Origin of the sequence: Burkholderia sp. HI2500 (genome assembly GCF_002223055.1) — a bacterium.
Classification (GTDB): Bacteria; Pseudomonadota; Gammaproteobacteria; order Burkholderiales; family Burkholderiaceae; genus Burkholderia.
The window spans coordinates 1,054,348-1,080,634 of sequence record NZ_NKFL01000007.1 but is presented as its reverse complement, the minus strand read 5'-3'; the positions used below and the strand labels follow the sequence as shown (position 1 = coordinate 1,080,634).

25 protein-coding genes are annotated in these 26,287 nt (G+C 67.8%); 20 read left to right on the top strand and 5 right to left on the bottom strand.

Going from position 1 to position 26,287, the window contains the following annotated elements; genetic code table 11:
- Positions 1 to 27: 27 nt before the first annotated feature.
- Positions 28 to 657, bottom strand: coding sequence for a response regulator (locus CFB45_RS36880; RefSeq protein ID WP_089429985.1), 630 nt, complete (start codon positions 655 to 657; stop codon positions 28 to 30).
- Positions 658 to 1,075: 418 nt separating this feature from the next.
- On the opposite strand from CFB45_RS36880, the gene CFB45_RS36875 reads away from it, so the two are divergent.
- The 6 genes from CFB45_RS36875 (at position 1,076) to CFB45_RS36850 (ending at position 5,965) form a co-directional block, all read left to right on the top strand.
- Positions 1,076 to 1,399: a flagellar transcriptional regulator FlhD gene (locus tag CFB45_RS36875; RefSeq protein WP_089429984.1), complete on the top strand. Its 324-nt coding sequence runs from the start codon at positions 1,076 to 1,078 to the stop codon at positions 1,397 to 1,399.
- Positions 1,396 to 2,049 (top strand): FlhC family transcriptional regulator, encoded by a 654-nt coding sequence (locus tag CFB45_RS36870; protein WP_256978511.1) that lies wholly within the window; start codon positions 1,396 to 1,398, stop codon positions 2,047 to 2,049. Before CFB45_RS36875 ends, CFB45_RS36870 begins: the two co-directional genes overlap by 4 nt.
- Positions 2,050 to 2,184: 135 nt before the next feature.
- Entirely contained in the window at positions 2,185 to 4,137 is a 1,953-nt protein-coding gene (locus CFB45_RS36865) for a sensor histidine kinase (protein WP_256978510.1), read from the top strand.
- 184 nt (positions 4,138 to 4,321) lie between these two features.
- Positions 4,322 to 4,693, top strand: a complete 372-nt coding sequence (locus CFB45_RS36860; protein ID WP_089429982.1) for a CidA/LrgA family protein — start codon at positions 4,322 to 4,324, stop codon at positions 4,691 to 4,693.
- A complete protein-coding gene (locus tag CFB45_RS36855) occupies positions 4,690 to 5,424 on the top strand; it encodes an LrgB family protein (RefSeq protein WP_089429981.1) in 735 nt (244 codons plus the stop codon). Before CFB45_RS36860 ends, CFB45_RS36855 begins: the two co-directional genes overlap by 4 nt.
- Positions 5,425 to 5,659: 235 nt before the next feature.
- Positions 5,660 to 5,965, top strand: coding sequence for a hypothetical protein (locus CFB45_RS36850; RefSeq protein ID WP_089429980.1), 306 nt, complete (start codon positions 5,660 to 5,662; stop codon positions 5,963 to 5,965).
- A 91-nt stretch (positions 5,966 to 6,056) separates the two neighbouring features.
- Here CFB45_RS36850 and wrbA read toward each other — a convergent pair whose 3' ends face one another.
- Positions 6,057 to 6,659, bottom strand: a complete 603-nt coding sequence (gene wrbA, locus CFB45_RS36845; RefSeq protein WP_039355294.1) for an NAD(P)H:quinone oxidoreductase — start codon at positions 6,657 to 6,659, stop codon at positions 6,057 to 6,059.
- Positions 6,660 to 6,720: 61 nt separating this feature from the next.
- Positions 6,721 to 7,446 (bottom strand): pirin family protein, encoded by a 726-nt coding sequence (locus CFB45_RS36840; protein WP_089429979.1) that lies wholly within the window; start codon positions 7,444 to 7,446, stop codon positions 6,721 to 6,723.
- A gap of 128 nt (positions 7,447 to 7,574) precedes the next feature.
- Between CFB45_RS36840 and CFB45_RS36835 the strand changes: the two genes are divergently transcribed.
- The 7 genes from CFB45_RS36835 (at position 7,575) to CFB45_RS36805 (ending at position 15,564) form a co-directional block, all read left to right on the top strand.
- On the top strand, positions 7,575 to 8,492 hold the full coding sequence (locus tag CFB45_RS36835; RefSeq protein ID WP_089429978.1) for a LysR family transcriptional regulator: 918 nt from the start codon (positions 7,575 to 7,577) through the stop codon (positions 8,490 to 8,492).
- Between the two features lie 94 nt (positions 8,493 to 8,586).
- Positions 8,587 to 9,708, top strand: a complete 1,122-nt coding sequence (locus tag CFB45_RS36830; protein WP_218828891.1) for a Fic family protein — start codon at positions 8,587 to 8,589, stop codon at positions 9,706 to 9,708.
- Positions 9,709 to 9,948: 240 nt separating this feature from the next.
- Positions 9,949 to 10,146 (top strand): DUF3311 domain-containing protein, encoded by a 198-nt coding sequence (locus CFB45_RS36825; protein ID WP_085040323.1) that lies wholly within the window; start codon positions 9,949 to 9,951, stop codon positions 10,144 to 10,146.
- Positions 10,147 to 10,230: 84 nt separating this feature from the next.
- Positions 10,231 to 11,625: a sodium:solute symporter family protein gene (locus tag CFB45_RS36820; RefSeq protein WP_089429977.1), complete on the top strand. Its 1,395-nt coding sequence runs from the start codon at positions 10,231 to 10,233 to the stop codon at positions 11,623 to 11,625.
- 36 nt (positions 11,626 to 11,661) lie between these two features.
- Positions 11,662 to 13,329 carry an amidohydrolase gene (locus tag CFB45_RS36815; RefSeq protein ID WP_089429976.1) on the top strand — a complete coding sequence of 556 codons (1,668 nt, stop codon included), beginning with the start codon at positions 11,662 to 11,664 and terminating at the stop codon, positions 13,327 to 13,329.
- Positions 13,326 to 14,363 (top strand): CobW family GTP-binding protein, encoded by a 1,038-nt coding sequence (locus CFB45_RS36810; RefSeq protein ID WP_089430155.1) that lies wholly within the window; start codon positions 13,326 to 13,328, stop codon positions 14,361 to 14,363. The genes CFB45_RS36815 and CFB45_RS36810 overlap by 4 nt, the downstream gene beginning before the upstream one ends.
- Before the next feature lie 130 nt (positions 14,364 to 14,493).
- The gene (locus tag CFB45_RS36805; RefSeq protein ID WP_256978509.1) at positions 14,494 to 15,564 is read left to right on the top strand and encodes a lysozyme inhibitor LprI family protein; all 1,071 of its coding nucleotides are present in this window, start codon (positions 14,494 to 14,496) and stop codon (positions 15,562 to 15,564) included.
- A 37-nt stretch (positions 15,565 to 15,601) separates the two neighbouring features.
- Here the strand turns inward: CFB45_RS36805 and CFB45_RS36800 are convergent, their stop codons facing one another.
- On the bottom strand, positions 15,602 to 16,687 hold the full coding sequence (locus tag CFB45_RS36800; RefSeq protein ID WP_089429975.1) for a LacI family DNA-binding transcriptional regulator: 1,086 nt from the start codon (positions 16,685 to 16,687) through the stop codon (positions 15,602 to 15,604).
- 241 nt (positions 16,688 to 16,928) lie between these two features.
- Here CFB45_RS36800 and rbsK point away from each other — a divergent pair, with 241 nt between their 5' ends.
- The 3 genes from rbsK to CFB45_RS36785 are packed head-to-tail and all read left to right on the top strand — an operon-like array spanning position 16,929 to position 20,224.
- Positions 16,929 to 17,855 (top strand): ribokinase, encoded by a 927-nt coding sequence (gene rbsK / locus CFB45_RS36795; RefSeq protein WP_089429974.1) that lies wholly within the window; start codon positions 16,929 to 16,931, stop codon positions 17,853 to 17,855.
- A 60-nt stretch (positions 17,856 to 17,915) separates the two neighbouring features.
- Complete coding sequence (locus CFB45_RS36790) at positions 17,916 to 19,235, top strand: MFS transporter (RefSeq protein ID WP_089429973.1); 1,320 nt, start codon at positions 17,916 to 17,918, stop codon at positions 19,233 to 19,235.
- A 44-nt stretch (positions 19,236 to 19,279) separates the two neighbouring features.
- The gene (locus tag CFB45_RS36785) at positions 19,280 to 20,224 is read left to right on the top strand and encodes a dihydrodipicolinate synthase family protein (protein ID WP_089429972.1); all 945 of its coding nucleotides are present in this window, start codon (positions 19,280 to 19,282) and stop codon (positions 20,222 to 20,224) included.
- Between the two features lie 184 nt (positions 20,225 to 20,408).
- On the opposite strand, the gene fliD is transcribed toward CFB45_RS36785, so the two are convergent.
- The gene (gene fliD / locus CFB45_RS36780; protein ID WP_089429971.1) at positions 20,409 to 21,911 is read right to left on the bottom strand and encodes a flagellar filament capping protein FliD; all 1,503 of its coding nucleotides are present in this window, start codon (positions 21,909 to 21,911) and stop codon (positions 20,409 to 20,411) included.
- A 1,010-nt stretch (positions 21,912 to 22,921) separates the two neighbouring features.
- On the opposite strand from fliD, the gene CFB45_RS36775 reads away from it, so the two are divergent.
- The 4 genes from CFB45_RS36775 (at position 22,922) to CFB45_RS36760 (ending at position 26,234) form a co-directional block, all read left to right on the top strand.
- Positions 22,922 to 23,335, top strand: a complete 414-nt coding sequence (locus CFB45_RS36775; protein ID WP_089429970.1) for a DoxX family protein — start codon at positions 22,922 to 22,924, stop codon at positions 23,333 to 23,335.
- Positions 23,336 to 23,698: 363 nt separating this feature from the next.
- Positions 23,699 to 24,664, top strand: coding sequence for a dTDP-4-dehydrorhamnose reductase family protein (locus CFB45_RS36770; RefSeq protein WP_089429969.1), 966 nt, complete (start codon positions 23,699 to 23,701; stop codon positions 24,662 to 24,664).
- A gap of 276 nt (positions 24,665 to 24,940) precedes the next feature.
- Entirely contained in the window at positions 24,941 to 25,345 is a 405-nt protein-coding gene (locus CFB45_RS36765; protein ID WP_089429968.1) for an extradiol dioxygenase, read from the top strand.
- A gap of 178 nt (positions 25,346 to 25,523) precedes the next feature.
- Positions 25,524 to 26,234, top strand: a complete 711-nt coding sequence (locus CFB45_RS36760; RefSeq protein WP_089429967.1) for an SDR family oxidoreductase — start codon at positions 25,524 to 25,526, stop codon at positions 26,232 to 26,234.
- Positions 26,235 to 26,287 lie beyond the last annotated feature (53 nt).

Genomic DNA, 26,287 nt, shown 5'->3' with positions numbered 1-26,287 from the left:
AATGTCGCGACGCGAGCCGGCGTCGGGTCAGATGAGCCCTGCCTTCCTGCCGGCTGCCGCTGCCTGGGTGCGGTTGATGACGTTCAGCGCCTTGAAGATCGCGGTGATGTGCGCCTTGATGGTCTTTTCGGACAGGCCCAGCTTGTCGGCGATGACCTTGTTCGGCACGCCTTCCGCGAGATAGCGCAGCACTTCGATCTGTCGTTGCGTCAGCATCGAACCGCGTGCTGCTGCGGCACCGTCCTGATGCTGCAGCGCGGGGTCGTCGAGCACGAGCGGCGGTACGTAGCGTTCGCCGTTGAGGGCGATCCGGATCGCGGACAGCAGCGTGCGCGGGCTGGCGGACTTCGGCACGTAACCCATCGCGCCCTGCGCGAACGCGCTGCGCACGGCGCCGGGATCCTCGGACGACGACAGCACGATGACCGGCAGCCCCGGGCGCATCGTCGCGAAGACAGCGAGGGCGTCGAGGCCGTCCATGCCCTGCAGCTTCAGGTCGAGCACGATGGCGTCGAGGTCGGTGTGATCGTCGAGCAGCCGCACCGCATCATCGGCGCTGCTCGCCTGGACGACGACCGTGTCGTCGTCACCCTGGCGCAGCAGCATCTCCACGCCATCCCGCAGGATCGCGTGATCGTCGACGATCAGAATTTTCATGAGGATGCTTGAATAAGTGAATCCGGAGTCGGGCCGACACGAACGAACCGGATTGTACAAGACGAAAGTCTTAATACTAAAGTCGCTTTTGTCCTGCATCTGTCTTGCGTCTAACGTCGCATTTACATTCAGCGGAATATCGCCGAGACTCAATCACGACAGTTCGCAATGCAGGTGAATGCAGGCACGCCATTCGATGCGTCGCCGGCATCGCGGCGATGCGAGCGACGAAGCAAGCGGCCCTCTACAGGATTGAATGACGGCGCGCTGCACGCACACGATGTGCGTCGTTCGGCAACCGTGAATTTCGGTTATTCATGCCGAACGAAAAAAATTAACGGTTCGTCATAACGGGATTATCAGCACGCATTTTGACGATGAATCATTGATCCTGATCGCGCATGAATCGAGGTGAACGATGAAGGTTGCCAACGACAGCGATGCAATGTGGGAACTGAACATGTCGTATCTCTGGCTTGCGCAGCGACTGCTGCAGTCGGATCGCGCAACCGGCATGTTCCGCCTGGGTGTGACCGCCGATGTCGCCGCCGCGCTGGCCGCGCTGTCGATGAAGCACATGAACGAGCTCGCGTCCGCGGGGCAGTTGATCTGCGCATTGCGGCCGGGCCGGTACTGTGTGCTGTCGGCGCTGACCCGCGCGACGCCGCCGGTCGATCTCGTGCGCGTGCATACCGCGATGGTGCTGGCCGGCCTTGCGCTACCCAACGAGGAAACATCGTGAACGGCCGGGCAGGGCGACATGGCCTCGCGGACGACGCGCAACTGACGATGCACGCGGCGGCGCTGATCCGGCTCGGCGCGCGGCTGCAGATGCTGGAAATCGAGTGCGGATTGCCGCGCGACCGGCTCGTGCGGCTGTATCGCGAAGTGCGCGGCGTGGCCGCGCCGAAGGGGTTGCTGCCGTCGTCGATCGACTGGTACATGACGTGGTTCGCGAACCTTCATGCATCGCTGTTCCACAGCATCTATCGCTTCCTGCGCAACCAGGCGGGCTGCACGCGACTCGAGGCGCTCGTCAAGGCCTATACGCTGTATGCCGAACAGGGCGATGCCGCGTGCCGCGCGTTGCCGCTGGACCTGACACGCGCCTGGATGCTGGTGCGCTTCGTCGACGCCGGCGTGCTCGACATCGCCCGATGCCGGGATTGCGGCGCGGCGTTCATCACCTACCGCCACGCGCTGCGCCGGCATCCCGTGTGCGTCGCCTGCCGGCTGCCGGCGCGTGCCGGCAAGCGCGCGGTCGGGACGTCGCCGCTCGCGGAGCCCGGCACGCGTCATGCGCGACGGCACGACGCACAGGTCGCCGTCGCGTCCTGTCGCGGCAGCGGAAGCGTCGCGGACGAATCATCGGGAGAATGGTGTGCGATCTAGCGGGGCGAGGGCGGCCGCGGCAGGGCCCACGCGGTCCGCGGCGCATGACGCCGGTCGGCACCTCGCGTCGGCCGGGGCGGCGCGTTCGTCCGATGGGGAAGGCTGCGCGCATCCGGTGCGCATCGAGCCGGCATCGTGAACCTCCGCGGCCTCTCCATCCGGCAGCGGATGCGTGCCGGCTTCGTGCTCGTCGTGATGCTGACGGCAGTCGCGTGCGGCACGAATCTGTGGGAAAGCTATCGGCAGTATCGGCACGGGATGCTCGACCTGCGCGATTTCGCGCTGGTCGAGTGCGTGATGATCGCGTCGAACCGGATCTCGGCCGAACGCTGGCCCGCCAACCGGTTGCTGGCGCTGCGGCGGCGCGATTCGGCCAAGGAAGCGCAGGCCGTGCGCGATGCGCGCGCGCGCACGGACCAGGCGCTCGATGCGCTGCGAGACGACCTCACGCGGGCGGAGGCGCTCGGGGCATCCGAGCGCGGGGCCGCGCTGCACGCGCTCGCGTCGCTACGCGCCGGGCTGGCCGGCGCGCGCGGCGAAGTCGATGCGCTCGCCGCGCGGCCCGCGGCGGCGCGTGCGACGTGGCAGGTGCAGGCCGCGCAGGACCGCATGTTCGCGGCCGCCGACGATCTGGCGGCGCTGACCGGCGTCGTGATGGCCGGGACGGCGATGCGTCATCCGGACACGGCCGGCGCGCTGGTCCTCGCGCGCCTGCTGGGCGACCTGCGCGAATACACCGGCCGGCTGGGCGCGCTGTTCGTCGCGCCGCTGGTGAGGAATGAGGCGCTCGACAACGACCGGCTGGCGCGCATCCTCCAGATGCGCGGGCGCATCGTGCAGCTCCGCGCACTGATCGCCGGCGCGATCGCACCGACGCTCGACGACGCGATGCTGTCGAATGACCTGGCCCGGTTGAACGACACGATGGACGGCAGCTTCCTGCCGCTCGTGGCGACGACGCTTCGCGCAGGGCGCACGGGCACCTATGCGATGAACGCGGAGGATTTCGCGTCGCGGATCATGCGCGACCTCGACGCATCGGCGCGGTTGCGCGATCACGTGCTCGACCTCACGCGGGCGCGCGCGGTGACGCTGCGCGATGCGGCGCGCGTCCGGATGACGCTGTCCGGCGCCGAGGCGGCGTGTTGCATCGCGATCCTGTTCCTGCTCGTGCGCGGCACGCAGCGGACGCTGTCGAAACCGCTCGATGCGCTGAGCCGGCGCATCGTCGCGTTGAGCGAGGGCGACGTATCGCCGATCGTCCGGATTCCGGGCACGAGCCCCGAGATCGCGCACGTGAACGATGCACTGGACGCGCTGCGCGGCGCCTACGTCCATCGCACGCTGCTCGAGCGGCAGCGCAACGACATGCTGACGCTGTTCTCGCACGACATGCGTGCGCCGCTCACGTCGGTCATCGTGCTGGTGAACGCGCCTGCCGCGTGCCCGCCCGACTGCGCGCTGCGCGAGCGTCTTCACGAGATCGGCGGGCTGGCGCGTCATACGCTCGCGATGGCGGACGGTTTCGCGCAGGTGTCGCGGGCCGAGGCGGGCGAGTACGCGTCGGAGCTCGTCAACGTGGCCGACCTGATGAATCACGCGCGCGACGAAATCTGGCCGCGTGCGCGTGACAAGCACATCGCGATCGAGGACGTCCCGTCGTGCGACGACGCGCTCGTGCATGGCGATCCGGCGCTGCTGTCGCGTGCGCTGGTCAATCTGCTGGGGAACGCGGTCGACTACAGCGCGGCGCATACTCGCATCGCGTGCAGCGTCGAACTGGCGGACGACGGTGCTTCGGTACGCTGCGTGATTCGCGATGACGGCTACGGGATCGCGGCCGAGGATCAGGCGCGCCTGTTCGAGCGTTACCGGCGCTTTCGTCTGCCGGGACAGCCCGACACGAAGGGTGTCGGGCTCGGCATGGCGTTCGCGAAGGCGGTCGTCGACCGGCACCGCGGCGAGATCCACGTGCGCAGCGCCCCGTGGCGGGGCACGACCGTGACGGTCACGCTGCCCGTGGCCGGCGTAGCCGGCAACGCGCACGACCCGGGCAGGGCGATGTCGGCCGAACCGGTGCCGGGATGATGCGTGGCGGCGGGAGGCCGCACGCCGTGCACCCGGTGGTGTCTTCCCGCAGCCGCACGCGGCGATGTTCGATCGCGCGTGAAGTTGGTACGATCGCGCGTATCGTTCACGCCGGCGCCGCAAGCCGCCGGCCATCGGTCGCGCGGCCGCCCGGCAGCGCGGCCCCGTTCGGGAGAAGCGGTTCATGCTGCAGGCGTTCGCGGTCTTGCTGACCTTCCAGTGTCTCGGGGAAGGCGTGTCCTACCTGTTCGGCTTGCCGGTGCCGGGCCCGGTGATCGGCATGCTGCTGCTGTTCGGCTTCGTGATGCTGCGCCCGCAGGTGGCCGACGCGATCGAGCCGACCGCGCTCGAGCTGCTGCGCCACCTGTCGCTGCTGTTCGTGCCGGCTGGCGTCGGCATTATGGTGTCGGCCGACCGCGTGCGCGGCGATGCGGTCGCGGTCGTCGTCGCGCTGGCGGTGAGCACCACGCTCGCGATCGCCGTGACCGCGCTCGTCACGCGCGCGCTGCTGCGGCGCCAGCGGCGCGCGGGCGGCGCGGCGGAGGGCACGCGATGACGGCCTTTCCGACACTCGGCGCGATCTGGGTCTATCTCGCCGCGACCCCGCTGCTGGGCCTGACCATCACGCTGATCGCCTATCTGTTCGCGCAGGCCGTCTATGCGCGGGCGCGCTTCAACCCGCTCGCGAACCCGGTGCTGATCGCGGTCGCGCTGATCGTCGTGCTGCTGACGATCACCCGCACGCCGTATCCGACGTATTTCGAAGGCGCGCAGTTCGTCCACTTCCTGCTCGGCCCCGCGACCGTCGCGCTCGCGCTGCCGCTGTACCGCCAGTGGTCGAAGCTGCGCCGCGCCGCGGTGCCGCTGCTGGTCGGCCTGCTCGCGGGTTCGCTGACCGCGATCGTGTCGGCGGTGGGCATCGCGGCGCTGTTCGGCGCGTCGCACCAGACGATCGCGTCGCTTGCACCGAAATCGGCGACGACGCCGATCGCGATGGCCGTCGCGGCCGAAATCGGCGGGATTCCGTCGCTCACTGCCGTGCTCGTGATCTCGACCGGGATTTTCGGCGCGGTGTGCGCACGCGGGATCCTCAATGCGCTGCGGGTCGACGAACCGGCCGTGCGCGGCTTCGCGCTCGGCGTCGCGTCGCACGGGATCGGCACCGCGCGCGCGTTCCAGGTCAGCGAGGAAGCCGGCGCGTTCGCCGGGCTCGGGATGGGGCTGAACGGCGTGCTGACGGCCTTCGTCGTGCCGATCCTGCTGCCGGTGCTGTCGCGCTGGATCTGAGCGCCGGCTAGGGCGGGCGAGGCCGGGTTATCGGTTTCCCTGATGGCGCCGGCGCGGCGCCGAAACGGCGGCACTCGCGGTGTGCATGTATCGTGGCCGTTATCAGGAGAATTCAGGAACGCACACGGACAACGGAATACTGATCGGCTAACGTTGCAACGGCGCCGATGTCGCAAGCGGTCGCGTGCGCGCCGGTGTTCGACCCACTATCAACAATCGACAAGGAGATCCGGCCATGAAGCAGTCTCGCGTGGTATCGGTGGCAGTAGCAGTAACGGCGTCGTTCGGTCTGCTGTTGACCGCCGCGCCGGCGGCATACGCGCAGGATCCGGCGTCCGCGCCGACGCAGAAGCAACTCGACAAGGCGCAGAAGAAGGCGGCCCGCAAGGCCGCCCGGGCGCGGCATGCGTCGGACCTGAAGGCGATCGGCACGGGCAGCGGCTACCGGTTGACCAACGACCAGAGCAACTATCCGCAGAACGCCGCGCAGAAGGCGCCCGCGATGAAGGCGGCGCCGGCCGCCCCGGCATCGGGCCAGTAACGGCCGGAACCTCGGCACAGCGCGAACGGCGCCGGATCGACCGGCGCCGTTCGCGCATGTGCGGGGCGGCCCGAACCGCCGGGCCGTCGCGTTAGGACGCGAGCTTGCTCGCGATTTCCGCGACGTGCTTGCCCTGGTAGCGCGCGATATCGAGCTCGTTCGCGCTCGGCTGGCGGCTGCCGTCCGCGCCCGCGAGCGTGGTCGCGCCGTACGGCGTGCCGCCGGTGATTTCGTTCATGTTGACGAGGCCGCTGCAGGCGTACGGCACACCGACGATCACCATCCCGTGGTGCAGCAGCGTGGTGTGGAACGACGTGATCGTCGTTTCCTGGCCGCCGTGCTGCGTGCCGGTCGACGCGAACACGCTGCCGATCTTGCCGACGAGCGCGCCCTTCATCCACAGGCCGCCGGTCTGGTCGAGGAACGTGCGCATCTGGCCGGCCATGTTGCCGAAGCGGGTCGGCGTGCCGAAGATGATCGCATCGTAGTCGGCGAGTTCGTCCACCGTGGCGACCGGTGCGGCCTGGTCGACCTTCACGCCGATCGCGCGGGCCTGGTCGACGGGAATCGTTTCCGGCACGCGCTTGAGCGTGACCTCGACGCCGGCCACCGATTTCGCGCCTTCCGCGATGTGCTGCGCCATCGTTTCGACGTGCCCGTAGGACGAGTAGTAAAGAACGAGTACCTTGGCCATGTTGCGAATCTCCGATTAAAAGGGCCCCGCGTTCAGCGGGGCCCGGTTTCCCGAACGGGCGTCATGCCCATTCGGCCGTTACTTCGACCGGACGCAGGTCGAACACCAGCACTTCGGCATCCTTCCCGTCGGCGACCGTCAGCGCCTGTTCGTCGCGGATGCGCACGCCGTCGCCTTCGCCGAGCGTCACGCCGTTGACCGTCACGCTGCCGCGTGCCACGTGCACGTAGGCAAAGCGGTTCGGCGCCAGTTCCAGCGTCGCGCGTTCATCGCCGTCGAACAAGCCCGCGTAGATCCGCGTGTCCTGCCGGATCTTCAGCGAACCGGCGTCGCCGTTCGGCGAGACGACGAGGGCGAGCTTGCCGCGCTTGTCGTCGGCCGTGACGTTCGTCTGCTGATAACGCGGCTCGGCACCCTTTTCGGCCGGCCCGACCCAGATCTGCAGGAAGTGGACCGGCAGTTCCGGCGAGTGGTTGAACTCGCTGTGGCGCACGCCGGTGCCGGCGCTCATCAGCTGCACGTCGCCCGGCACGATCACCGAACCGGTGCCCATCGAGTCCTTGTGTTCCAGCGCGCCGTCGAGCACGTACGACAGGATTTCCATGTCGCGGTGCGGGTGCGTGCCGAAGCCGCGGCCCGGGGCGACGCGGTCGTCGTTGATCACCAGCAGGTCGGAGAAGCCGACTTGCTTCGGATCGTAGTAGTTCGCGAACGAAAACGTATGACGGGAGCTGAGCCAGCCATGCTCCGCACGGCCACGTTGGTTTGCTGCACGGATTTCGATCATGATTTTTGTTCCTCAAGACGCCGGACCTCGGAAGTGGGCCCGGCCGTTCGTTGAGATGAATCTTAGGTCAATCGATTTGACAAATAAATGGCTGTAGAGATAATGACTGTCGCTATGGAGTGGACAATATGGAACTGAACGATCTCAGGATCTTCGTCGCGACGGTCGATGCGGGCAGCTTCACGGCGGCGGCCGACCAGCTGATGCTGTCCAAGCAGTTCGTCAGCCGGCGCACGATGGCGCTGGAGGCGTCGCTCGGCGTGCGGCTGCTGCACCGGAACACGCGCAACCTCGCGGTGACCGAATCGGGTCAGGAGTTCTATGCGCGGGCGCAGCGGATCCTCGCGGAGATCGCCGACGCCGAGCAGGCGATGTCGGTGCGCAGCACCGAGCTGCACGGGTCGCTGAAAATCAGCGCGCCGCTGTCGTTCGGGATCACGCACGTGTCGCCGCTGATCGCCGAATTCCTGTCCGCGCACCCGGCCGTGCGGCTGAACCTCGACCTGACCGACCGGCGCGTCGACCTGATCGGCGAGGGCTTCGATCTCGTGCTGCGGATCGGCTCGCTCGAGGATTCGACGCTGATCGCGCGCCCGCTCGGCGCGTGGCGAATGATTGCGTGCGCGAGCCCCGCCTATCTGAAGCGGCAGGGCACGCCGCAGACGCCGGCCGATCTCGCCGGCCATACGTGCGTGCTGTACGGGCGCGAGCGGCGCATCGGCTGGGAATTCCGCGTCGACGGCGCGGCGCGCACGTTCGACGTACAGGGGCCGCTGGTCGCGAACAACGGCGAGGTGGTGCGCGACGCGGCGATCGCAGGGCTCGGCATCGCGCTGCTGCCGGATTTCATCGTCGGCGGGGCGCTCGACAGCGGCGCGCTGGTGCCGGTGCTCGACGCGTACGCACCGTCGCCGATCACGCTCAATGCGGTGTTTCCGCAGCATCGGGAAGGGTTCGTCACGCTGCGCACGTTCATTGGGTTTCTCGCGGAACGGCTCGGCGACGCGGCGCCGGCCGCGAAGGGCGGGGCGGGCCGGGCGCGGTAGCGGGCCGGTTTGCGGGGAATGGGGGTGCTATTCTCCGCATGATTTGCGGAGAATATTGAGTCATGCGGTGAATCGGTGGGATAATCTCCGCATCATGAGCGGAGATTACACCGACATCTGGGAGTCGGCCGACTGGCCCGCGTGGCGCTTCGATCTCCCTGCACTGGCGACGCCACTCGCCGACGTCAGCTGGGCGCAAGGCATGCTGGCCGGGCGGCTGGCGGATGTCGGCCTGGCGCTGCGCGACGAGGCCAGCCTCGCCGCGTTGACGGAGGACGTCGTCAAGACCAGCGCGATCGAGGGCGAAAGCCTGAACGTGGCGTCGGTGCGGTCGTCGATCGCGCGCCGGCTCGGCGTCGATATCGGCGCGCTGGCGCCGGTCGATCGTCACGTCGAGGGCGTGGTCGACATGGTGCTGGACGCGACCGCCCACGCGACGGCACCGGTCACGGACGCCCGTCTGTTCGGGTGGCATGCGGCGCTGTTTCCGACCGGCTATTCGGGGATGTCGCGGATCACGGTCGGCGGCTGGCGCACCGACGCCACCGGGCCCATGCAGGTCGTGTCCGGCCCGATCGGGCGGCAGCGCGTGCATTTCGAGGCGCCGCCCGCCGCGCGCCTCGCCGGCGAGATCGCCCGCTTTCTCGCGTGGCTCAATGCGGAGCCGGTCGAGCCGTTGCTGATCCGGGCCGGCCTCGCTCACCTGTGGTTCGTCACGCTCCATCCGTTCGATGACGGCAACGGCCGGATTGCACGCGCGCTCGGGGATCTGGTCCTCGCGCGCGCCGACCGCAGTCCGCAGCGCTTCTACAGCCTGTCGGCGCAAATCCAGCGCGAGCGCAACGCGTATTACGACGTGCTGGAGCGGACGCAGCGCGGCTCGCTCGACGTCACGGAATGGCTCGCGTGGTTCCTGACCGCGCTCGGCAGGGCCATCGACCACGCGCACACGACGCTCGACGCGGTGCTGGTCAAGGCGCGCTTCTGGCAGCGCTGCGCGGGCTTCGCGATGAACGAACGCCAGGTGAAGGTGATGAATCGCCTGCTCGACGGCTTCGAGGGGAAGCTGACCACCACCAAGTGGGCGGCGCTGGCGAAATGCTCGCAAGACACCGCGCTGCGCGACATTACCGAGCTCGTCGAGCACGGCGTGCTGCGCCGCTCGTCGTCCGGCGGCCGGAGCACGAGTTACGAGCTGATGCCGTTTAGCGGCTGACGCCGGACCGGGTCATGACCGGTGGGCGCTGGCCGCGACCGAGCGGAGTCGGGTTGCCGCTTCGATCGTTGCCGCGTTGACCGGGCAATGGGCCACTGGCCCAAGCGATTGCCCGCGTCTGGCACTATCCCGCGCCTTTTTGTCTTCGAATACTGGATTCGAGCCCGGATGTCGTACAGGCGATATCCGCCGCCCCCGCGTACGACCCTTCCGTACGAACCCGCTTTCAAGGAGACACGCATGCTCAGGTACCTGATCGGCATCGGTATTCCGTATCTCGGCGTGATCGGCGTGCTGCCGTGGGCGGCCGCGCAGGACCGCTACGTGCTGGGCGTGCCGTTCATCTTCATGTGGATCTTCGCGTGGTTCGTGCTGACGTCCGGCTGCCTGTTCGCGTGCTGGATGCTGTTCGACCGCCGCGCGAGCGGCGCCGCCTAGCGCACGCATCCGCTTCTCGCGGACCGCCGGCCGCCCGCGCTTTCCGGCGAACCCTACGCATTCCTTTCCTTCGCAGAGGTGCGCATGTCCACGGTCGTCTTCGCCGCGCTGATCGCGCTGTCGCTCTATCTCGCCATCCGTTCCGGCCGCGGCCGCGGCAAGCAGAGCGTGCATGACTTCTTCGTCGCGTCGCGCCAGTTCGGCACGGCGCTCGTGTTCTTCCTGACCGCCGGCGAGATCTACAGCATCGGCACGATGGTCGGCTTCCCCGGCGGCATCTACGCGAAAGGGCCGACCTACGGCGTGTGGTTCCTCGGCTACATCCTGCTCGCCTACCCGATCGGCTATTTCGTCGGCCCGAAGATCTGGGAGACCGGCAAGCGCCACAATGCGATCACGCTGCCCGACCTGTTCAAGGGCCATTACCGCAGCCGCGGGCTCGAGCTGGTCGTTGCGTGCGCATCGATCCTGTTCCTGATCCCGTGGGGGCAGCTGCAGTTCACCGGGCTCGTCGCGGCGCTCAAGGGGCTCGGCTGGCACGTCGAGCCGCTGTACCTGATCCTCGTGTGCGCGGCGCTCGCGTTCACCTATATCGCGATCTCCGGCGTGCGCGCGTCGGCGTACATCGCGATCCTGAAGGACATCCTGATGCTGCTCGCGATCGTCGTGACGGGCGTGGCCGTCGCGTGGCAGGTGGGCGGCGTGCATCCGGTGTTCGACGCCGCGAGCCGGCAGGTCAGCAACACGATGAGCGGATCGCAGCTGCGCTTCTCGATGAGCACGATGCTGTTCCAGTCGCTCGGCTTCTACCTGATGCCGTTCGCCGCGCAGAATTTCTTCACCGCGCGCGGGCCGGACGCGATCCGGCGCACGCAGGTCGTGATGCCGCTGTACATGCTGATGTATCCGTTCCTCGTGATCGCGTCGTACTACGCGATCACCGCGAACCTCACGCTCGCGTCGCCGAACGACGCGTTCTTCGCCGCCGTCACGCACCTGTTGCCCGGCTGGCTGATCGGCCTCGTCGCGGCCGGCGCCGCGCTGTCGGGGCTGCTCGTGCTGGCCGGCATCTGCCTCGCGATCGGGCCGATCGTCACGCGCAACCTGATGCCGAACCTGCCCGAGTCGCGCCAGAAGCGTGCGGCGAAATACGTGATCGTCGGCTACCTGCTGCTGTCGATCGCGACCACGATGCTCACGCCGAACCTGATGCTCACGCTGATCAACACCACGTACTACGGCGTCACGCAGTTCCTGCCGGGCGTGCTGATCCTGCTCGCGGGGCGCCGGGTGCGGCCTGTCGCGGTCGGGGCCGGGATGATCTGCGGCCAGGTGCTCGCGATGATCTTCTACGTGCTCCATGTCGACTTCGGCGGCATCAACCTCGGCCTCGTGTGCCTCGTCGTCAACGTGCTCGTCGTCGCGGCCGTGCATGCGATGCTGCATGGCCGTCCCGTGAAGCAATACGCCGTATCCTGACGCGTCGGCGTTCCGCCGCAAGGAGAGCCTCATCCCATGCCAGCATCCGCAACCCCGGCCGCGCCCGTGACGGTGTTCACGGCGCGCCGCATCCTGACGATGAACCCGGCGCAGCCGTCGGCCACGCACGTCGCCGTGCGCGACGGCCGCATCCTCGCGGTCGGCGATGCCGCCGACGCGGCCACGTGGCACGCGCGGTTCGGTGCATGCACGACCGACGACACGCTGCGCGACAAGGTGCTGATGCCGGGGCTCGTCGAAGGGCATTGCCACCTGATGGAAGGCGCGATGTGGGACGCCGTGTACGTCGGCTACTACGACCGGCGCGGCCCCGACGGCACGCTGTGGCCGGGGCTGCGCTCGCTCGACGCGGTGCTCGAACGGCTCGCGGAAGCCGAGCGCGCGATGACCGACGACGGGCCGCTGCTCGCGTGGGGCTTCGATCCGATCTTCTTCGGCACCGCGCGGCTGACCGCGCACGAACTCGACCGCGTATCGGCGCAGCGGCCGATCGCGATCCTGCATGCGAGCGTGCACCTGATGAACGTGAACGGCGCGATGCTCGCGCGCGCGGGCATCGACGAGGACACCGACATCGACGGCGTGACGCGCGATGCCGACGGCCGCCCGACCGGCGAGCTGCAGGAGTTCGCGGCGATGCTGCCGGTGTATCAGACGATCGGCGGCAAGCTCGCGATTTCCGCGAGCGAGAAGCCGCACGCCGTCTGGAATTTCGGGCGCGTCGCGCAGCTCGCGGGCGTGACGACGGCCACCGATCTCGTCAATGACCTGTCGGCCGACGGCAACCGCACGCTGCGCGACGTCACCGCCGATCCGGATTATCCGGTGCGGATCGTGCCGGCGTTCGCGCCGCAGCGCAATCCGGCGCGCTCGGCCGACAGTGTGCTCGCGGAGATCGAGCGCAATACCGACAAGCTGCATTTCGGGCCGGTGAAGTTCATCGTCGACGGCTCGATCCAGGGCTTCACCGCGCGCGTGCGCTGGCCCGGCTACGCGGGCGGGCAGCCGAACGGGCTGTGGCTGATTCCGCCCGCCCAGCTCGTCGACGTGTTCGAGCCGTTTCATCGCGCGGGGCTGCAACTGCACGTGCATACCAACGGCGACGAAGCGACCGACGTCGTGCTCGACGCGATGGCGACGCTGCTCGAGCGCCATCCGCGCCCCGATCATCGCCATACGCTGCAGCATTGCCAGATGGCGGACGCCGCGCAATTGAAGCGCGTTCGCGCGCTCGGGATGTGCGTGAATTTCTTCGCGAATCATCTGTACTACTGGGGGGACGCGCATTACGGCCAGACCATCGGCCCCGATCGCGCGAACCGGATGGATGCGGCCGGCTCCGCGCAGCGGCTCGGCATTCCGTTCGCCTTGCATTCGGATGCGCCGATCACGCCGCTCAATCCGCTGTTCACCGCATGGTGCGCGGTGCAGCGCGAGACGGCGTCCGGACGCGTGCTCGGCGAAGGCGAGCGGCTTGCGGTTGACGACGCGCTGCATGCGATCACGCTCGGCGCGGCCTATACGTTGCGGATGGATCATCTCGTCGGCAGCATCGAGATCGGCAAGTTCGCGGATTTCGCGGTGCTCGACGATGATCCGTCGGTCTGCGCGCCCGCACGTTTGAAGGAGCTCGACGTGTGGGGCACCGTGCTCGGCGGGCGCGTGTTCCGGTCGCCGCGATGAGTGCGCAAGGCGACGCCGTCGTGTCCGCCGGGGCTGCGCCCGCGCCGATCGACCTCGCGGTGATCGGCGGCTATCTCGGCGCGGGCAAGACGACGGTCGTCAACGCGATCCTGCAGGCGCCGCATGGCCGGCGCATCGCGGTGCTCGTCAACGATTTCGGCGCGGTGAACATCGATGCGCGGCTCGTGCGGGGGCGCGGCGACGACGTGATCGAACTCGACAACGGCTGTATCTGCTGCACGATCGGCGGCGCGCTCGTCGATGCGCTGACACGCGTCGCGACGCGCGACGTGCGGCCCGAACTGCTGCTCGTCGAAGCGAGCGGCGTGGCCGATCCCGCGAAGATCGCGCAGATCGGGCTGCTGAACGGTGCGTTCCGGCTGACGTCGGTGCTCGTCGTCGCCGACGCGCTCGCGTGGCGCGACACGCTCGCCGATCCGCTCGTCGGCGCGATGGCGCAGCGCCAGCTCGACGGCGCGGGCGCGATCGTCGTGACCAAGCTCGACCGCGTTGCGCCGGAACGGCGCGACGCGGTACTCGGCGACGTGCGCGCGTGGGCGCCGACCGACATCGTCGTCGCCGCGCGCCATGGCGAGATTCCGCTCGCGCTGCTGTTCGACGCGGCCGTGCCCGATCGTGGCGCGATGCCGGCGGGTTTCGCGCGCTCGCACCGGGCGATCGGACATGACGCGATGCCGGCGTTCGCGAGCGTTACCGTCGCCGCGCCGGACGTGCTCGACAAGGCGCGGCTGCGTGCATGGCTGAAGGCGTTGCCGCGCACGATCCTGCGCGCGAAGGGCATCGTGCGCGTGGCCGATGCGCAGGGCGCGGTCGCCACGCGCGTGTGCCAGGTCGCCGCGCGGCGCCTCCGGTTTTCGTCGATGGAAGACGAAGGGCTGGCCGTGCGCGAAGGAGACGGCGTGATGGTGTTCATCGGCTTCATCGATGCCGCCGTGGAAGCCACCTTGCGTGACGGCATCGTGCAATGCAGCGTGGCTGCGTCGACGGTTGCGCTGACATCTAACGTCGATTGATCGGCGCCGCGCATTCGGGTTAGGCTTCGGCGAGCAACGGCATGCGCCGCATGCCGGGCCGGGCGTTTTTACCTCGAATGCCGCGTGCAGGTAGCTTCTACAGGCGCGCGATCCAGCGACGATCAAGCCGATGACCCTCCAGAACCCAAAGAATGCGCGCGGGCAAACCGCGATTTCCGCCCGTGCCGTGCGGCACACGCACCGGCGATCCGTCGCGGCCGCCGCGTTGCTGACACTGCTGCCGCTCGCCGCGCATGCCGCAGGCTTCGACTGCGCGAAAGCCGCTTCGCCCACCGAGAAGGCAATCTGCGCGGACGCCGCGCTGTCGAAGCTCGACGGCGACCTGGCGACGGCGTGGAAGCAGGCGCTCGGAAAAGGCGGCGATACGGCCGCGCTGAAAGCCGCGCAGTTGAAGTGGCTCAAGCAGCGCGACCGGTGCGGCGACGACGCGCAGTGCCTCGGCGATCGCTACCGCGAACGGCTCGCGAGCCTGAACGGCAAGCCGCTGGCCGCCGACCGCTGGCAGCAGACGTGGTACATGACGAGCGACAACCCGTCGTTCGGCGGCGTGCTGACGTTCACCGGCACGGCGCCGCACGTGCATTTCGAGCTGAGCGGCAACAACGGCGCGAATACGGGCGGGCTCGATGGCGACATCGTGCTGCACGGCGACAGCGGTACCTACCGCAAGGGCAAATGCCGGCTCGATTTCGAACGGAAGGGCGGGCGCATCGGCGTCACGCAACACGGCGCGGATTTTGACTGCGGTGCGGGCTCGGGCGTCTCCTACGACGGCCAGTATGTGACGGCGTCGCAGTTCCAGGCCAAACCGGCGGCCGACCTGCTGAGCCTCAAGGTCGTCGACGACGCGACGCAGAACGCGACCGCGCACAAGCTGCTCGGCGCCGATTATCAGACGCTCGTCGACAACGTCAACTACAGCGCCGACGAGAAGGATCTCGACGGGCTGAACGCGCACGTGAATGCGTACTGGGTGCGCGGCATCGCGACGACGAATGCGGCGATCGTGATGCGCCGCGGGAATGACCTGTGGATCGGCCTGCTCGTGTTCGACGCGAAGAACAACGTCCGGATGCGTTATTACACGAACGTGCCGGCGTGGAAGAAAAACGTGCCGAAGACCATCCAGGCGTGGCACGACAATCTCGACAAGACGCTGCCGGTCGATGTGATGCAGTGACAGGCGGGCCGGGCAGTCGAAGCCGCCCGGCGCATCGTCATTTTTTACGTCCTGCTCGAACCTGCGCCGGCGCCGCAGCCGATTCCCGCGTGCGCAACTCCGGCAGCACCGCATGACCCGGCCCCGTTGCACCGTTCTCGAGTGCGTCGAGCAACGCCTGCGCGGCCTGGCGCCCGATCGCGTGGGTGTCGACCCACATCGTCGTCAGCGGCGGCTGGATCTCGCGCGCGAGCGCGATGTCGTCGAAGCCGGTGATCGACAATTGCGCGGGCACGTCGATGCCGAGCGCCTGCGCCTCGAGCAATGCGCCCAGCGCGAGCGCGTCGTTGCCGCAGATCACGGCCGTCGGCCGCGTGGCCGCGTCGCTGTCGGCGATCGCGCGCAGGCTCGCCCGCCCGAATGCGATCGTGGCCGCGCCTTCGTGCTGATGGACGGGGCGCACCGCGAGCCCGCGCGCGGCCAGCGTGTCGTGAATGCCGCGCAGGCGCGCCTGCACGCGGTCGTTGTCGGCGGACGGCTGCATGATGATCGCGAAATCGCGGTGGCCGAGGTCGAGCAGGTGAGTGGTGAGCTGCGCGAACGCCGCGCGGTTGTCGAAGCCGATGCAGCAGTGCGGGCTGTCGTCGCGATACGCATAGGTGACGACGTATGGCACGCGGTGCATCGCAAGCAGTTCGAACAATTCAGGCGGATACGCTTCGCCGACGAGCGACACGGCTTCCACGCCGCGCGACAGCATCGCGCGCACCTGGCCCAGCGCCTGCGCGGGATCGTAGTTCGAGCAGCCAAGGAACAGCGTGATGCCGTGCTCGGCCATGACCGTCTGCATGCCCGCGACCTGCGAGGCGAACACCTGGTCGTCGAGCGTCGGAATGATCGCGCCCGTGATGTGGGTGCGCGTGGACGCGAGCGCACGGCCCGCCGCATTCGGGATCCAGTTCAGTGCGCGCGCCGCGTCGCGCACGCGCTGCTGCACGTCGGCCGACACCTTGCCGGGATCGTTGTACACGCGCGAAACGGTCGCGGTCGACACGCCGGCCAGCTTCGCGACATCGCCGAGCACGGAGCGGCCGCTGCCGCGGCGCGCGCGGGGCGCGCCGGCGCGGGATGGGGGCGAGCTCATCGGCTGTCTCCAGGCGTAGCGGCGACGGCAGCGCTACAAGGTGTCAAATGCGTCAATGTTTACCCTCGATTCGTGGTGGCGCCGCTTGCATTCCCGGTCGACCCTGTGAGAATGTAAGCGCTATCTTGACGTGCTTCCGTATTATGTCAGACCCATATTCTATCCATATCGTGAAATTTTCATCGACGACGGCCATTCCGGCCTTTTTATCCGTCGCAAATGTAAGCGATTACATTCAGAAATGAGAGACACCACTCCCCCGCGCATCGCCGTCGTCGGCAGCGTGAACATCGACCTCGTCACACGCGCGCCGCGCCTTCCGGTGCCGGGCGAGACGCTGCTCGGCACCGATTTCCAGACCGTCCATGGCGGCAAGGGCGCGAACCAGGCGGTCGCGGCTGCGCGCCTGGGCGCGTCGGTCGCGATGATCGGCTGCGTTGGCGACGACGCGTTCGGCGCGCGCCTGCACGACGCGCTGTCGGCAGAGGGCATCGACGTGACGCATCTGGCGCGGATCGGCGGTACGGCCACTGGGGTGGCCACGATCACGGTCGACGAGGGCGGCGCGAACAGCATCGTCGTCGTGCCCGGCGCGAATGCGCGCCTCGATGCCGACCGGATCGACGCGGCGCGCGACGCGATCGCCGGGGCGGCGATGCTCGTGAGCCAGCTCGAAGTGCCGGTCGCCACCGTGGCGCGCGCCATCGCCTGTGCCTGCGCGCACCACACGCCGGTGCTGCTCAATCCCGCGCCCGCGCAGCCGCTGTTCGACGCGCTGCTCGCACGGGTCGACTACCTCGTCGTCAACGAAACCGAGGCCGAATCGCTGACCGGCATCGCCGTCGGCGACGATGCGTCCGCCGTGCGCGCCGCCGATGCGCTGTGCGCGAAGGGCGTGGGCAACGTGCTGGTCACGCTCGGCGCGCGCGGCGTGTGCTGGCGCGGCGGTGCGGGTAATGGCCGCCTGCGGGCGATGTCGGTGGTCGCCGTCGATACGACCGCGGCCGGCGACACGTTCGTCGGCGGGTTCGCGGCCGCTCGCGCGGGCGGTGCGTCGATGGACGACGCGATCGGCTTCGGCCAGCGCGCCGCCGCGATCAGCGTGACGCGCCACGGCGCTCAGACCTCGATTCCGACGCGCGACGAAGTGGCATGCCTGGAACCTTGAATTCCGCATCAGACGGACAGGCCGGAACCGGCCGATATCACTGACATGGAGACAACCGCAATGAACGAAACCCCGACCGTTCCGCCCGCCCCGCCGCGTATCCGGCGCGGGCAACGCATCGCGCTCGCGCTGTTGATGGTGAGCGGCATCGTCAACTACCTCGATCGCGGCACGCTGGCCGTTGCAAGCTCGGCGATCCGCGCCGATCTCGGCCTGTCGCTCGCACAGATGGGGCTGCTGCTGTCGGCCTTCTCGTGGAGCTACGCGCTGTGCCAGTTCCCGGTCGGCGGGCTGGTCGACCGCATCGGGCCGCGCCGGCTGCTCGGAATCGGCCTGATCGTGTGGTCGATCGCGCAAGCGGCGGCCGGCATCGTGTCGACCTTTGGCTGGTTCATCGTCGCGCGCATCGTGCTCGGCATCGGCGAGGCGCCGCAGTTCCCGTCGGCCGCGCGGGTGGTGAGCAACTGGTTTCCGCTGCGCGCACGCGGCACGCCGACCGGCATTTTCAACGCCGCGTCGCCGCTCGGCACCGCGCTCGCGCCGTTGCTGCTGTCGATCCTCGTCGCGTCATTGGACTGGCGCTGGGCGTTCATCGCGACGGGCGCAGCCGGTCTCGTCGTCGCCGTCGTCTGGTTCGCGCTGTATCGCGATCCGGTGCGCGCGCAACTGACTGCCACCGAGCGCAATTACCTCGACGCCGACGCGCAAAGCACGGTCGCGGCGCCGAAACTGACGTTCGCCGAATGGCGCGGCCTGTTCTCGCACGGCACGACCTGGGGGATGCTGATCGGCTATTTCGGTTCCGTGTACCTGAACTGGGTGTACCTCACCTGGCTGCCGGGCTACCTGACGATGGAGCGGCACATGAGCCTGATCCGCACCGGCTTTGCCGCGTCGGTGCCATTCCTGTGCGGGTTCGTCGGCTCGCTGCTGGCCGGCTGGCTGTCGGACCTGGTCACGCGCCGCAGCCGTTCGCCGGTCGTGAGCCGGCGCAATGCGGTGGTGGTCGCGATGCTCGGGATGGTCGCGTTCACGATTCCCGCCGCGCTTGCGCAGAGCAACACGGTGGCGCTCGCGTGCATTTCGGTCGTGATCTTTCTCGCCAACGCGGCGTCGGCCTGCTCGTGGGCGCTCGCGACGGCAGCCGCGCCGCCGAGCCGCATTGCGTCGCTCGGCGCGATCCAGAATTTCGGCGGTTTCATCGGCGGCGCGCTCGCGCCGATCCTGACGGGCATCATTGCGCAGAAGTGGTCGTTCGTGCCGGCGCTGCTGACGGCCGCGGCGATCGCGTTCGCCGGTGCAATGGCGTACCTGCTGCTGGTGCGCAAGCCGATTCCCGAGCAGGCCGCGAACGCCGCGCCCGGGCCGTTGCCGGCCTGAGCACGCGGCATGCGCGACGCATTCACTGAAGCAAGGAGAAACAGATGCAACACCCGCAGCAATCGAACGTGACCATCGAGGGCATCGTCCCGGTGATGCTGACGCCGTTCGACGACGCCGGCGCGATCGACTACGCCGGGCTCGAACGGCTCATCGAATGGTATCTGGCGCACGGCGCCGATGCGTTGTTCGCGGTCGCGCAGTCGAGCGAGATGCAGTTCCTGAGCCTGGCCGAACGCGCGGAACTCGCGCGCTTCGTGGTCGAGCGGGTGGCCGGGCGCGTGCCGGTCGTCGCGTCCGGGCACATCAGCGACGATCTCGACGCGCAGGCCGAGGAGCTGCGCGCGGCGGCCGAATCGGGCGCGCAGGGCGTCGTGCTCGTGACCAACCGACTCGATCCGCAGCGCAAGGGCAGTGCCGCGCTGCTCGACCATCTGCAGCGGCTGCTCGCGCGCTTGCCGTCGGATCTGCCGCTCGGGCTGTACGAGTGCCCGGCGCCTTACCGGCGGCTGCTGTCGGATGACGAACTGCGTGCGTGCATCGACACGGGCCGGTTCGTGATGCTCAAGGATGTGAGCTGCGACCTGGAGACGGTGAAGCGGCGCGTCGCGCTCGCCGAGGGCTCGCCGCTGAAGATCCTCAACGCGAACGCCGCGATTGCATGGGACGCGATGAAGGCGGGGTCCGCCGGCTTCAACGGCGTGTTCACCAATTTCCATCCGGACCTGTACCGGTGGTTGCGCACGCAAGGGGCGTCGCATCCGGCGCTGGCCGACGAACTGTCGACGTTCCTCGTCGTGTCGGCGGTGTCGGAAGCGCTGGGGTATCCGGCGCTCGCGAAGCTCTATCACCAGCGAATCGGCACCTTCGCGTCGATCCGTTGCCGCGTGATCGACTACGACGTGCGTGAGCGGTTCTGGGCGCTCGATGCGGTGCTCGACAAGATCGTGGCCGGCACCGAGCATTTCCGGCGAAGGATCGCCGCGTAATCGGGCGCGCGCTGCCGTCCGGGGTTGACGGTGCGAGACGGGGAGCCGAACCCGGCGCATGCTCGCGCACTGCCGGGCGTGCGTGAATGAGGCTTCCACGCGGGACACCGTGCGCGGCGGCGCGAGCCGGTCGATCCATTGACCGGCGGCCGCCGCCACGATCGTCGGTCGACCCGGACGCGCGTCACTTGTTCGCCAGCGTGCCGCTGCTGTTGGCCCCGCCGAACAGCCGCGTCAGGTACTGCGTGTTCGAGTTCATCTTGGCCATCAGCGCGTTGAGTGCCGTGAACTGCGCCTGGTACTGCTTGGTCAGTTGCGCGGCGTAGTCGGCCAGATTCGTCTGTTGCTGCGTGACGCGCTTCAGGTCGGCGCCCAGCGCGTTCGTGCGCAGGTCGATCATCCCGCCCCGCTTCGTGAAGGTCGCGATCTGGTCGGTCAGTTGCTTGCCTACCCCGTTCGTCGGGTTGAACAGGTGCGCGACCCCCGACGGGTTGTTGGTCAGCGCACTGTCGAGCTTCGCGCTGTCGGCCCTCAGCGTGCCGTCCTTCTCGAGCGAGACGCCGATCGCTGCCAGGTTCGTGTGCCCGTCGCCGTTCTTGTTGGGAACGCCGCGCGCGATGGTCGACGCGAGGGCGTTGCGGATCGTGTGCAGCGTCGAGTCGCCGATCAGCGCGCCCTGCGCGCTCGCCCCCGGCGTGTAGCTCGACAGCGCGCCCATCGTCTTGACGACGGCGTTGTACTGGTTCACGAAATTCGTGATCGTGGCCGCCTGCGACTTCGTGTCGGGGCTGATCGTCAGCGTCTGCGTATCGGTTGCGCTGACCGCAGCCGCCGACAAGTTCAGCGTGACGCCGTTCAGCACGCCCGTCACCGTGTTGCTCGCGCTGGTCGACGCGATGCCGCTGACCGTGAACTTCGCGTCCTGCGCGACGGCGCTTTGCCGCCATGCGGCCGCGCTGTTCGCCGAGTCGATCTTCGACGGGCCGCCCTTCGTGTCGGCCGTCGACGTGACGCCGAGGTTCGACAGCCCGTTGTCGTTGGCCACGTTGCCGACCGCGACGCTGATCGTGCTTGCCGAGCCCGTCTTCGACGACGCGAGCACGAGGTGCGCGCCGTCGGTGCCGTTGATGACCGTCGCGCTGACCCCCGGGTTGTTCGATGCGGAGTTGATCGCGGCCGCGATGCCTGACAGCGTGTTGTTCGTGCCGTTGACGTCGACTTTGAACGACTGGTTGCCGAGCGACAGCGTCAGGGTGCCGGTGCCGAGCGCCTTCTTCCCGTCGAAGCCCGACGAAGCCAGCGCCTGCGCGGTCGCGATCTGCGTGACGCCGACCGTGTAGGTGCCGGCAACCGCGCCTGCACTCGGCGTCGCGGTCAGGCCCTTGCCGCTCGCGACCGCGGTGAACGTCGACTGCAGCGCGCCATTCGCCAGCGTGGTGAGGCCCGTCTCGAGCGCGCCAAGCGCGGACGACAGCGCGCCGAATGCGGAAATCTGCGTGGTGCCGGTCTGCTGCGACGCCGCGAGCGCCGCGGCCCGGCCGGCCGTCTTCGCGTTCACCAGCGTCGTGACGAGCAAGCCGACATCCATCGACCCATTGCCGGTCGAGCCGTTGATGATCGATTGCGCCGCCTGTTGCAACAGGCTGTTCGCGTTCGCGCTGTTGTTCACGGACATGTTCGTTGCCATGGGTGGTCTCCGGTTGAAAAGCGATCCCGTGACGAGCGGCTGTCGACGGCCTGCGGGCCGTGTCCGGAACGACGCGTTCCGGGAGTCACGGGAATGTCGGGGAAATGTAAGGGCGTGCGCTATCGTATATTTAAATCCGTATTAATTAGTAATTTTTTGTAATGATTGTTGGGAAAAGTGTGGATGGAAATGTCGTGGTGGAGTGGTGGGTTAAAGGTTTGCAATTTTTTGCCGTAAACGCATCATTTTTGATTGTGTTTTTTAACGGATTTTTTTGCTGGAATCGAGAACTTGCCGGAAGCATGAATGTTTGATCGTTTTTTCGCTTGCTCGGCTAAACACCGGATCGATCGACAGTGCGCGGAAGTTGCTCTTACCGGCAGCTATCGGGCTGAAACCGTTGCCACGGGACGGCATCCGCCGCGGACGACATCTACCCGCTTGCCCGTGAAACGTTTTCGTTTGCCAAAACGCATTTCCAGGCCGGACGTCTTTGCCCCGAACGGAGGGCCTTCGCCGATTGGAAAGAAAGTCGAATTTGTAAATTAATTCACTGATGGCAGGTTTGTACACATAACGTATCGTCGAATCGCGATTGCGATATTTCGATGTGGCCTGTGAGCGCGAATTGGCGCTTCAATATCGACTGGATACGGAGGCCGGATATGAGTGGGCGGTTTTCATGTCCTTGAAACATAACGGCAGATTCATCTGACCGGATTCATGGCTGCTGCGTGCGGCCTTGTTTCGCTCGATTGTCCACTGGATTGTGACGGCGAATCTTGTTTTGAAGGATTGATGATTCTCAGGGAGACAGTAGACTGCATCCGTGCTTCGCCAGAACCGATCCGGAGCGCGCCGGGAGCGGCGCGACCAGGCGGATTCTTCGGCGGCGGGCCAGCCGGCTTGCTGTCCGAGTGTGCGAGGAGTGGTTCGTTGCCGACCTGGCGTGCCGATTGGGCGCGTATCGGCACCGGACGCATCAAACCGTCAATTCAAGGGTGATTGTCATGCGTTACGTTTCACTGGAGTCGAAGAAGGACGAGCTGCTGCTGGCGGCTCGCGTGCTGTTGATGATCCTGTTCGTGCTGTTCGGCTGGCAGAAGCTGAGCGGCTTCTCGGGCACGGTCGCGTACATGGCGTCGACGGGGAACCCTGCGCCCGAGCTGGCGGCCGCGATCGCGGTGGCGGTCGAGCTGGCCGGTGGCCTGCTGATCGCGATCGGCTTCTATACGCGTCCGCTCGCACTGGTGTTCGCCGCCTATACGCTCGCGACCGCGCTGATCGGCCATCGCTACTGGGCGCTGCAGGGGATGGAGCAATACATGGCGATGATCAACTTCTACAAGAACGTGAGCATCATCGGCGGGCTGCTGTTGCTCGCACTGACCGGGCCGGGGCGGTATTCGCTCGACCGGAAGTAACGCGGGACGCGGTTTTCCGCAGAGGTGACGGCCCGGTGCGTGCAAGCGCACCGGGCTTTGCTTTTGGGCGAGGTTCGTGAGGTGGCGCCGCCGCGGATTGCCCGCGCGCGCGGGCGGCCGCGCGGCGTGTCGACGTCGTCGGCAGGACGGTCGTCATCCCGATGGCTGGGGGCGCCGTGCCGAGCGTCGGCCGCCGGCCGCGGCGCACGTGATGCACGTGACGCGCGTGACACGCGCCCGTCGCGGGGTTGCCGATCTGCCATCACGATGTACTGGCTGTCATACTCGGCTATGCTCCCCGCGACCCTGGCCCGAGTGTCGAACGCGACCTCGAGCACTTCCCAGTCACCCGAATGACCGCCCATGCCAAATCCGACCTCGTCGACTGACCTCCCGACCGTCCTCCTCATCGGTGCCGCCGGCCTCCTCGGCCGCGCGGTTGCCGCATCTCTGGCCCGCGAATCGTCGCTGAACCTCGTCGCAACGATCCGGAACCCGCAAGGCGCCGGCGCCAAACGCCTGGCGCTGCCCCCGGAAAACCTCGCCGAACTCGACGTCCTCGACGAGCCGGCCCTCGAACACCTCTTCGCCACTTGCCAACCGGCCGCCGTGATCATCTGCGCGGCCGAACGCCGCCCGGATGTCTGCGAACGCGACCCTGCCGGCGCGCGGGCGATCAACGTCACGGCCCCGGCCCGCATCGGCGCGCTCGCTGCGCGCCACGGCGCATGGACGCTCGGCATCTCCACCGACTACGTTTTCGACGGCAAGGCGGCGCCGTACCGCGAGGACGCCGCACCGAACCCGCTGAACATCTACGGCCGCACGAAGCTCGAAGGCGAGGCGGCCCTGCTCGCCGCGTCGCCGCTGTCATGTGTGCTGCGCCTGCCGCTGCTCTTCGGCCCGATCGTCGACTGGAGCGAATCGGCCGTCACGAGCCTCGTGCCGGCGATCGTCGCGTCTGCGCAGCCTGGCGCCGAAGCCGTCGGCATGGACGCATGGGCGATCCGGTACCCGACGTATACGCCGGATGTCGCGGACGTCATCCGCGACCTGACGCTGCGCCATCTCGCGGGTGCGTCGATCACGGGCCTTCGTCACTGGTCGGGCGAGGAGCCGATGACGAAGTACGACATCGCGCAGCGGATCGCGGCCGCGCTCGGCATCGACGCCGCGCTCATGCGAATCGACCAGCCGACCGACACGACACCGCGCCCCTACGACTGCCACCTGGACGCATCGAGCGTGCGCGCCGCGGGGATCGATCACGCGACGCCGTTCGATACCGCGCTGCGCGCCGTGCTGCGCGATGCGCCGCAGGGGCTGTAGGATCGGGCGCCCCGCGCGGCCCGTGCACATGTGCCCATTGCGCCGGCCGCGCCATGAATGCCGTTCGCGACATTGCCGAAGACGTGCACGCATGGCGTCGCGGTGACATCGTGTCTCTTGAATCCGCTGGCGTGCGACGAAACCGGGACCCCCAAGGCAACCAGCGGCCCCCATCTTCTTGTCGTCATTGAAGATCATTCAATGGCGAAGCCAATTATCAAGACCGACCGACGTGCGACAGAATGCGTACCAGGCTTTCCAGCATGGACACGAAGCATGCATTTCGACCACGCCACCATCGTTACCGATGACATTGACGGTACACGCCGCTTTTTCGATGAGGTCGTCGGTCTCGATACCGGGCCTCGACCGCCGTTCACGGTGGATGGCTACTGGTTGTACCTCGATAGCCGCCCGATGATTCATGTCACGCGTGCAACGCTACCGGCGCACGCAGGCCGTAGCACGCCGCGCATCGATCACATTGCGCTTCGCGTCGACACGCACCGCGAATGGGTGACGTTGATCGATCGACTCTCCGGCAGTCGGATCGACTACTCGCTGAGTGAAGTGCCGTTGTCCAATGAGCTTCAGTTGTTCGTGTCCATTGCCCCGGGGGTTTCCGTCGAATTTGTGACGACGCTCGGAGCGGATGAGCAGCCTGGGATTCCGAACGGATGACCGGATCTGCCGAATCGTCTCGCGAAACCCATGACGCTTGCCGGCTTCGCCGGCGACAGCGGCGATTCGGCGTGGCGGCCGGCCATCCTTGGCCGCAAGCGGTATTCAGAACATTTGGTGCGTGCGACGGGCGCGGCTTCACGCTCGCGAGCACGCTTTTGATCGGAGGAAGCGAACGATGAAATTCGATGGGCAAGACGTGCTGGTGGTCGGCGGAAGCTCCGGGATCGGCGAAGCGGCCGCGCGGGCCTTTGCGGCGGCCGGGGCGAGCGTGACGATCGCGTCGCGCGACGCGGCCAAACTGGCGGCGAGCGCAGCGAGGATCGGTCACGGCGTGCGAACCGGTGTGACGGACACGACCGACGACACGAGCGTACGTGCATTTTTCGAATCGGCGGGCGAATTCGACCACGTTGTCGTGTCGGCCGCTCAGACACCCACGGGGCCGGTGCGTGGTCTCGCGCTCGCCGATGCCTACGCGGCGATGGACAGCAAGTTCTGGGGCGCCTATCGCGTCGCGCGGGCCGTACGCATTCGGCAGGGCGGATCGATGACGTTCGTGTCGGGCTTCCTGAGCGTGCGGCCGAGCAAGACCTCGGTCCTGCAAGGCGCGATCAACGCGGCGCTCGAATCGCTGGCGCGGGGTCTGGCGCTCGAGCTGTCGCCCGTGCGGGTGAATACGGTATCCCCGGGCCTGATCGCGACGCCGCTCTGGTCGAAGCTCGATGCGCAGGCGCGGGACAGGATGTACGAAGGCGCCGCGGCGCGCTTGCCGGCCGGCCGTGTCGGTCAACCCGAGGACGTTGCGAACGCCGTGTTCTACCTCGCGTCGACCCCGTACGCGACCGGCTCGACGGTGCTGGTCGACGGTGGCGGTGCGATCGCGTAGCGGCCGGGTTGGTTGAAGGTCGAACCGCGATGCGTCGCCGTTGTCCGAGCGCC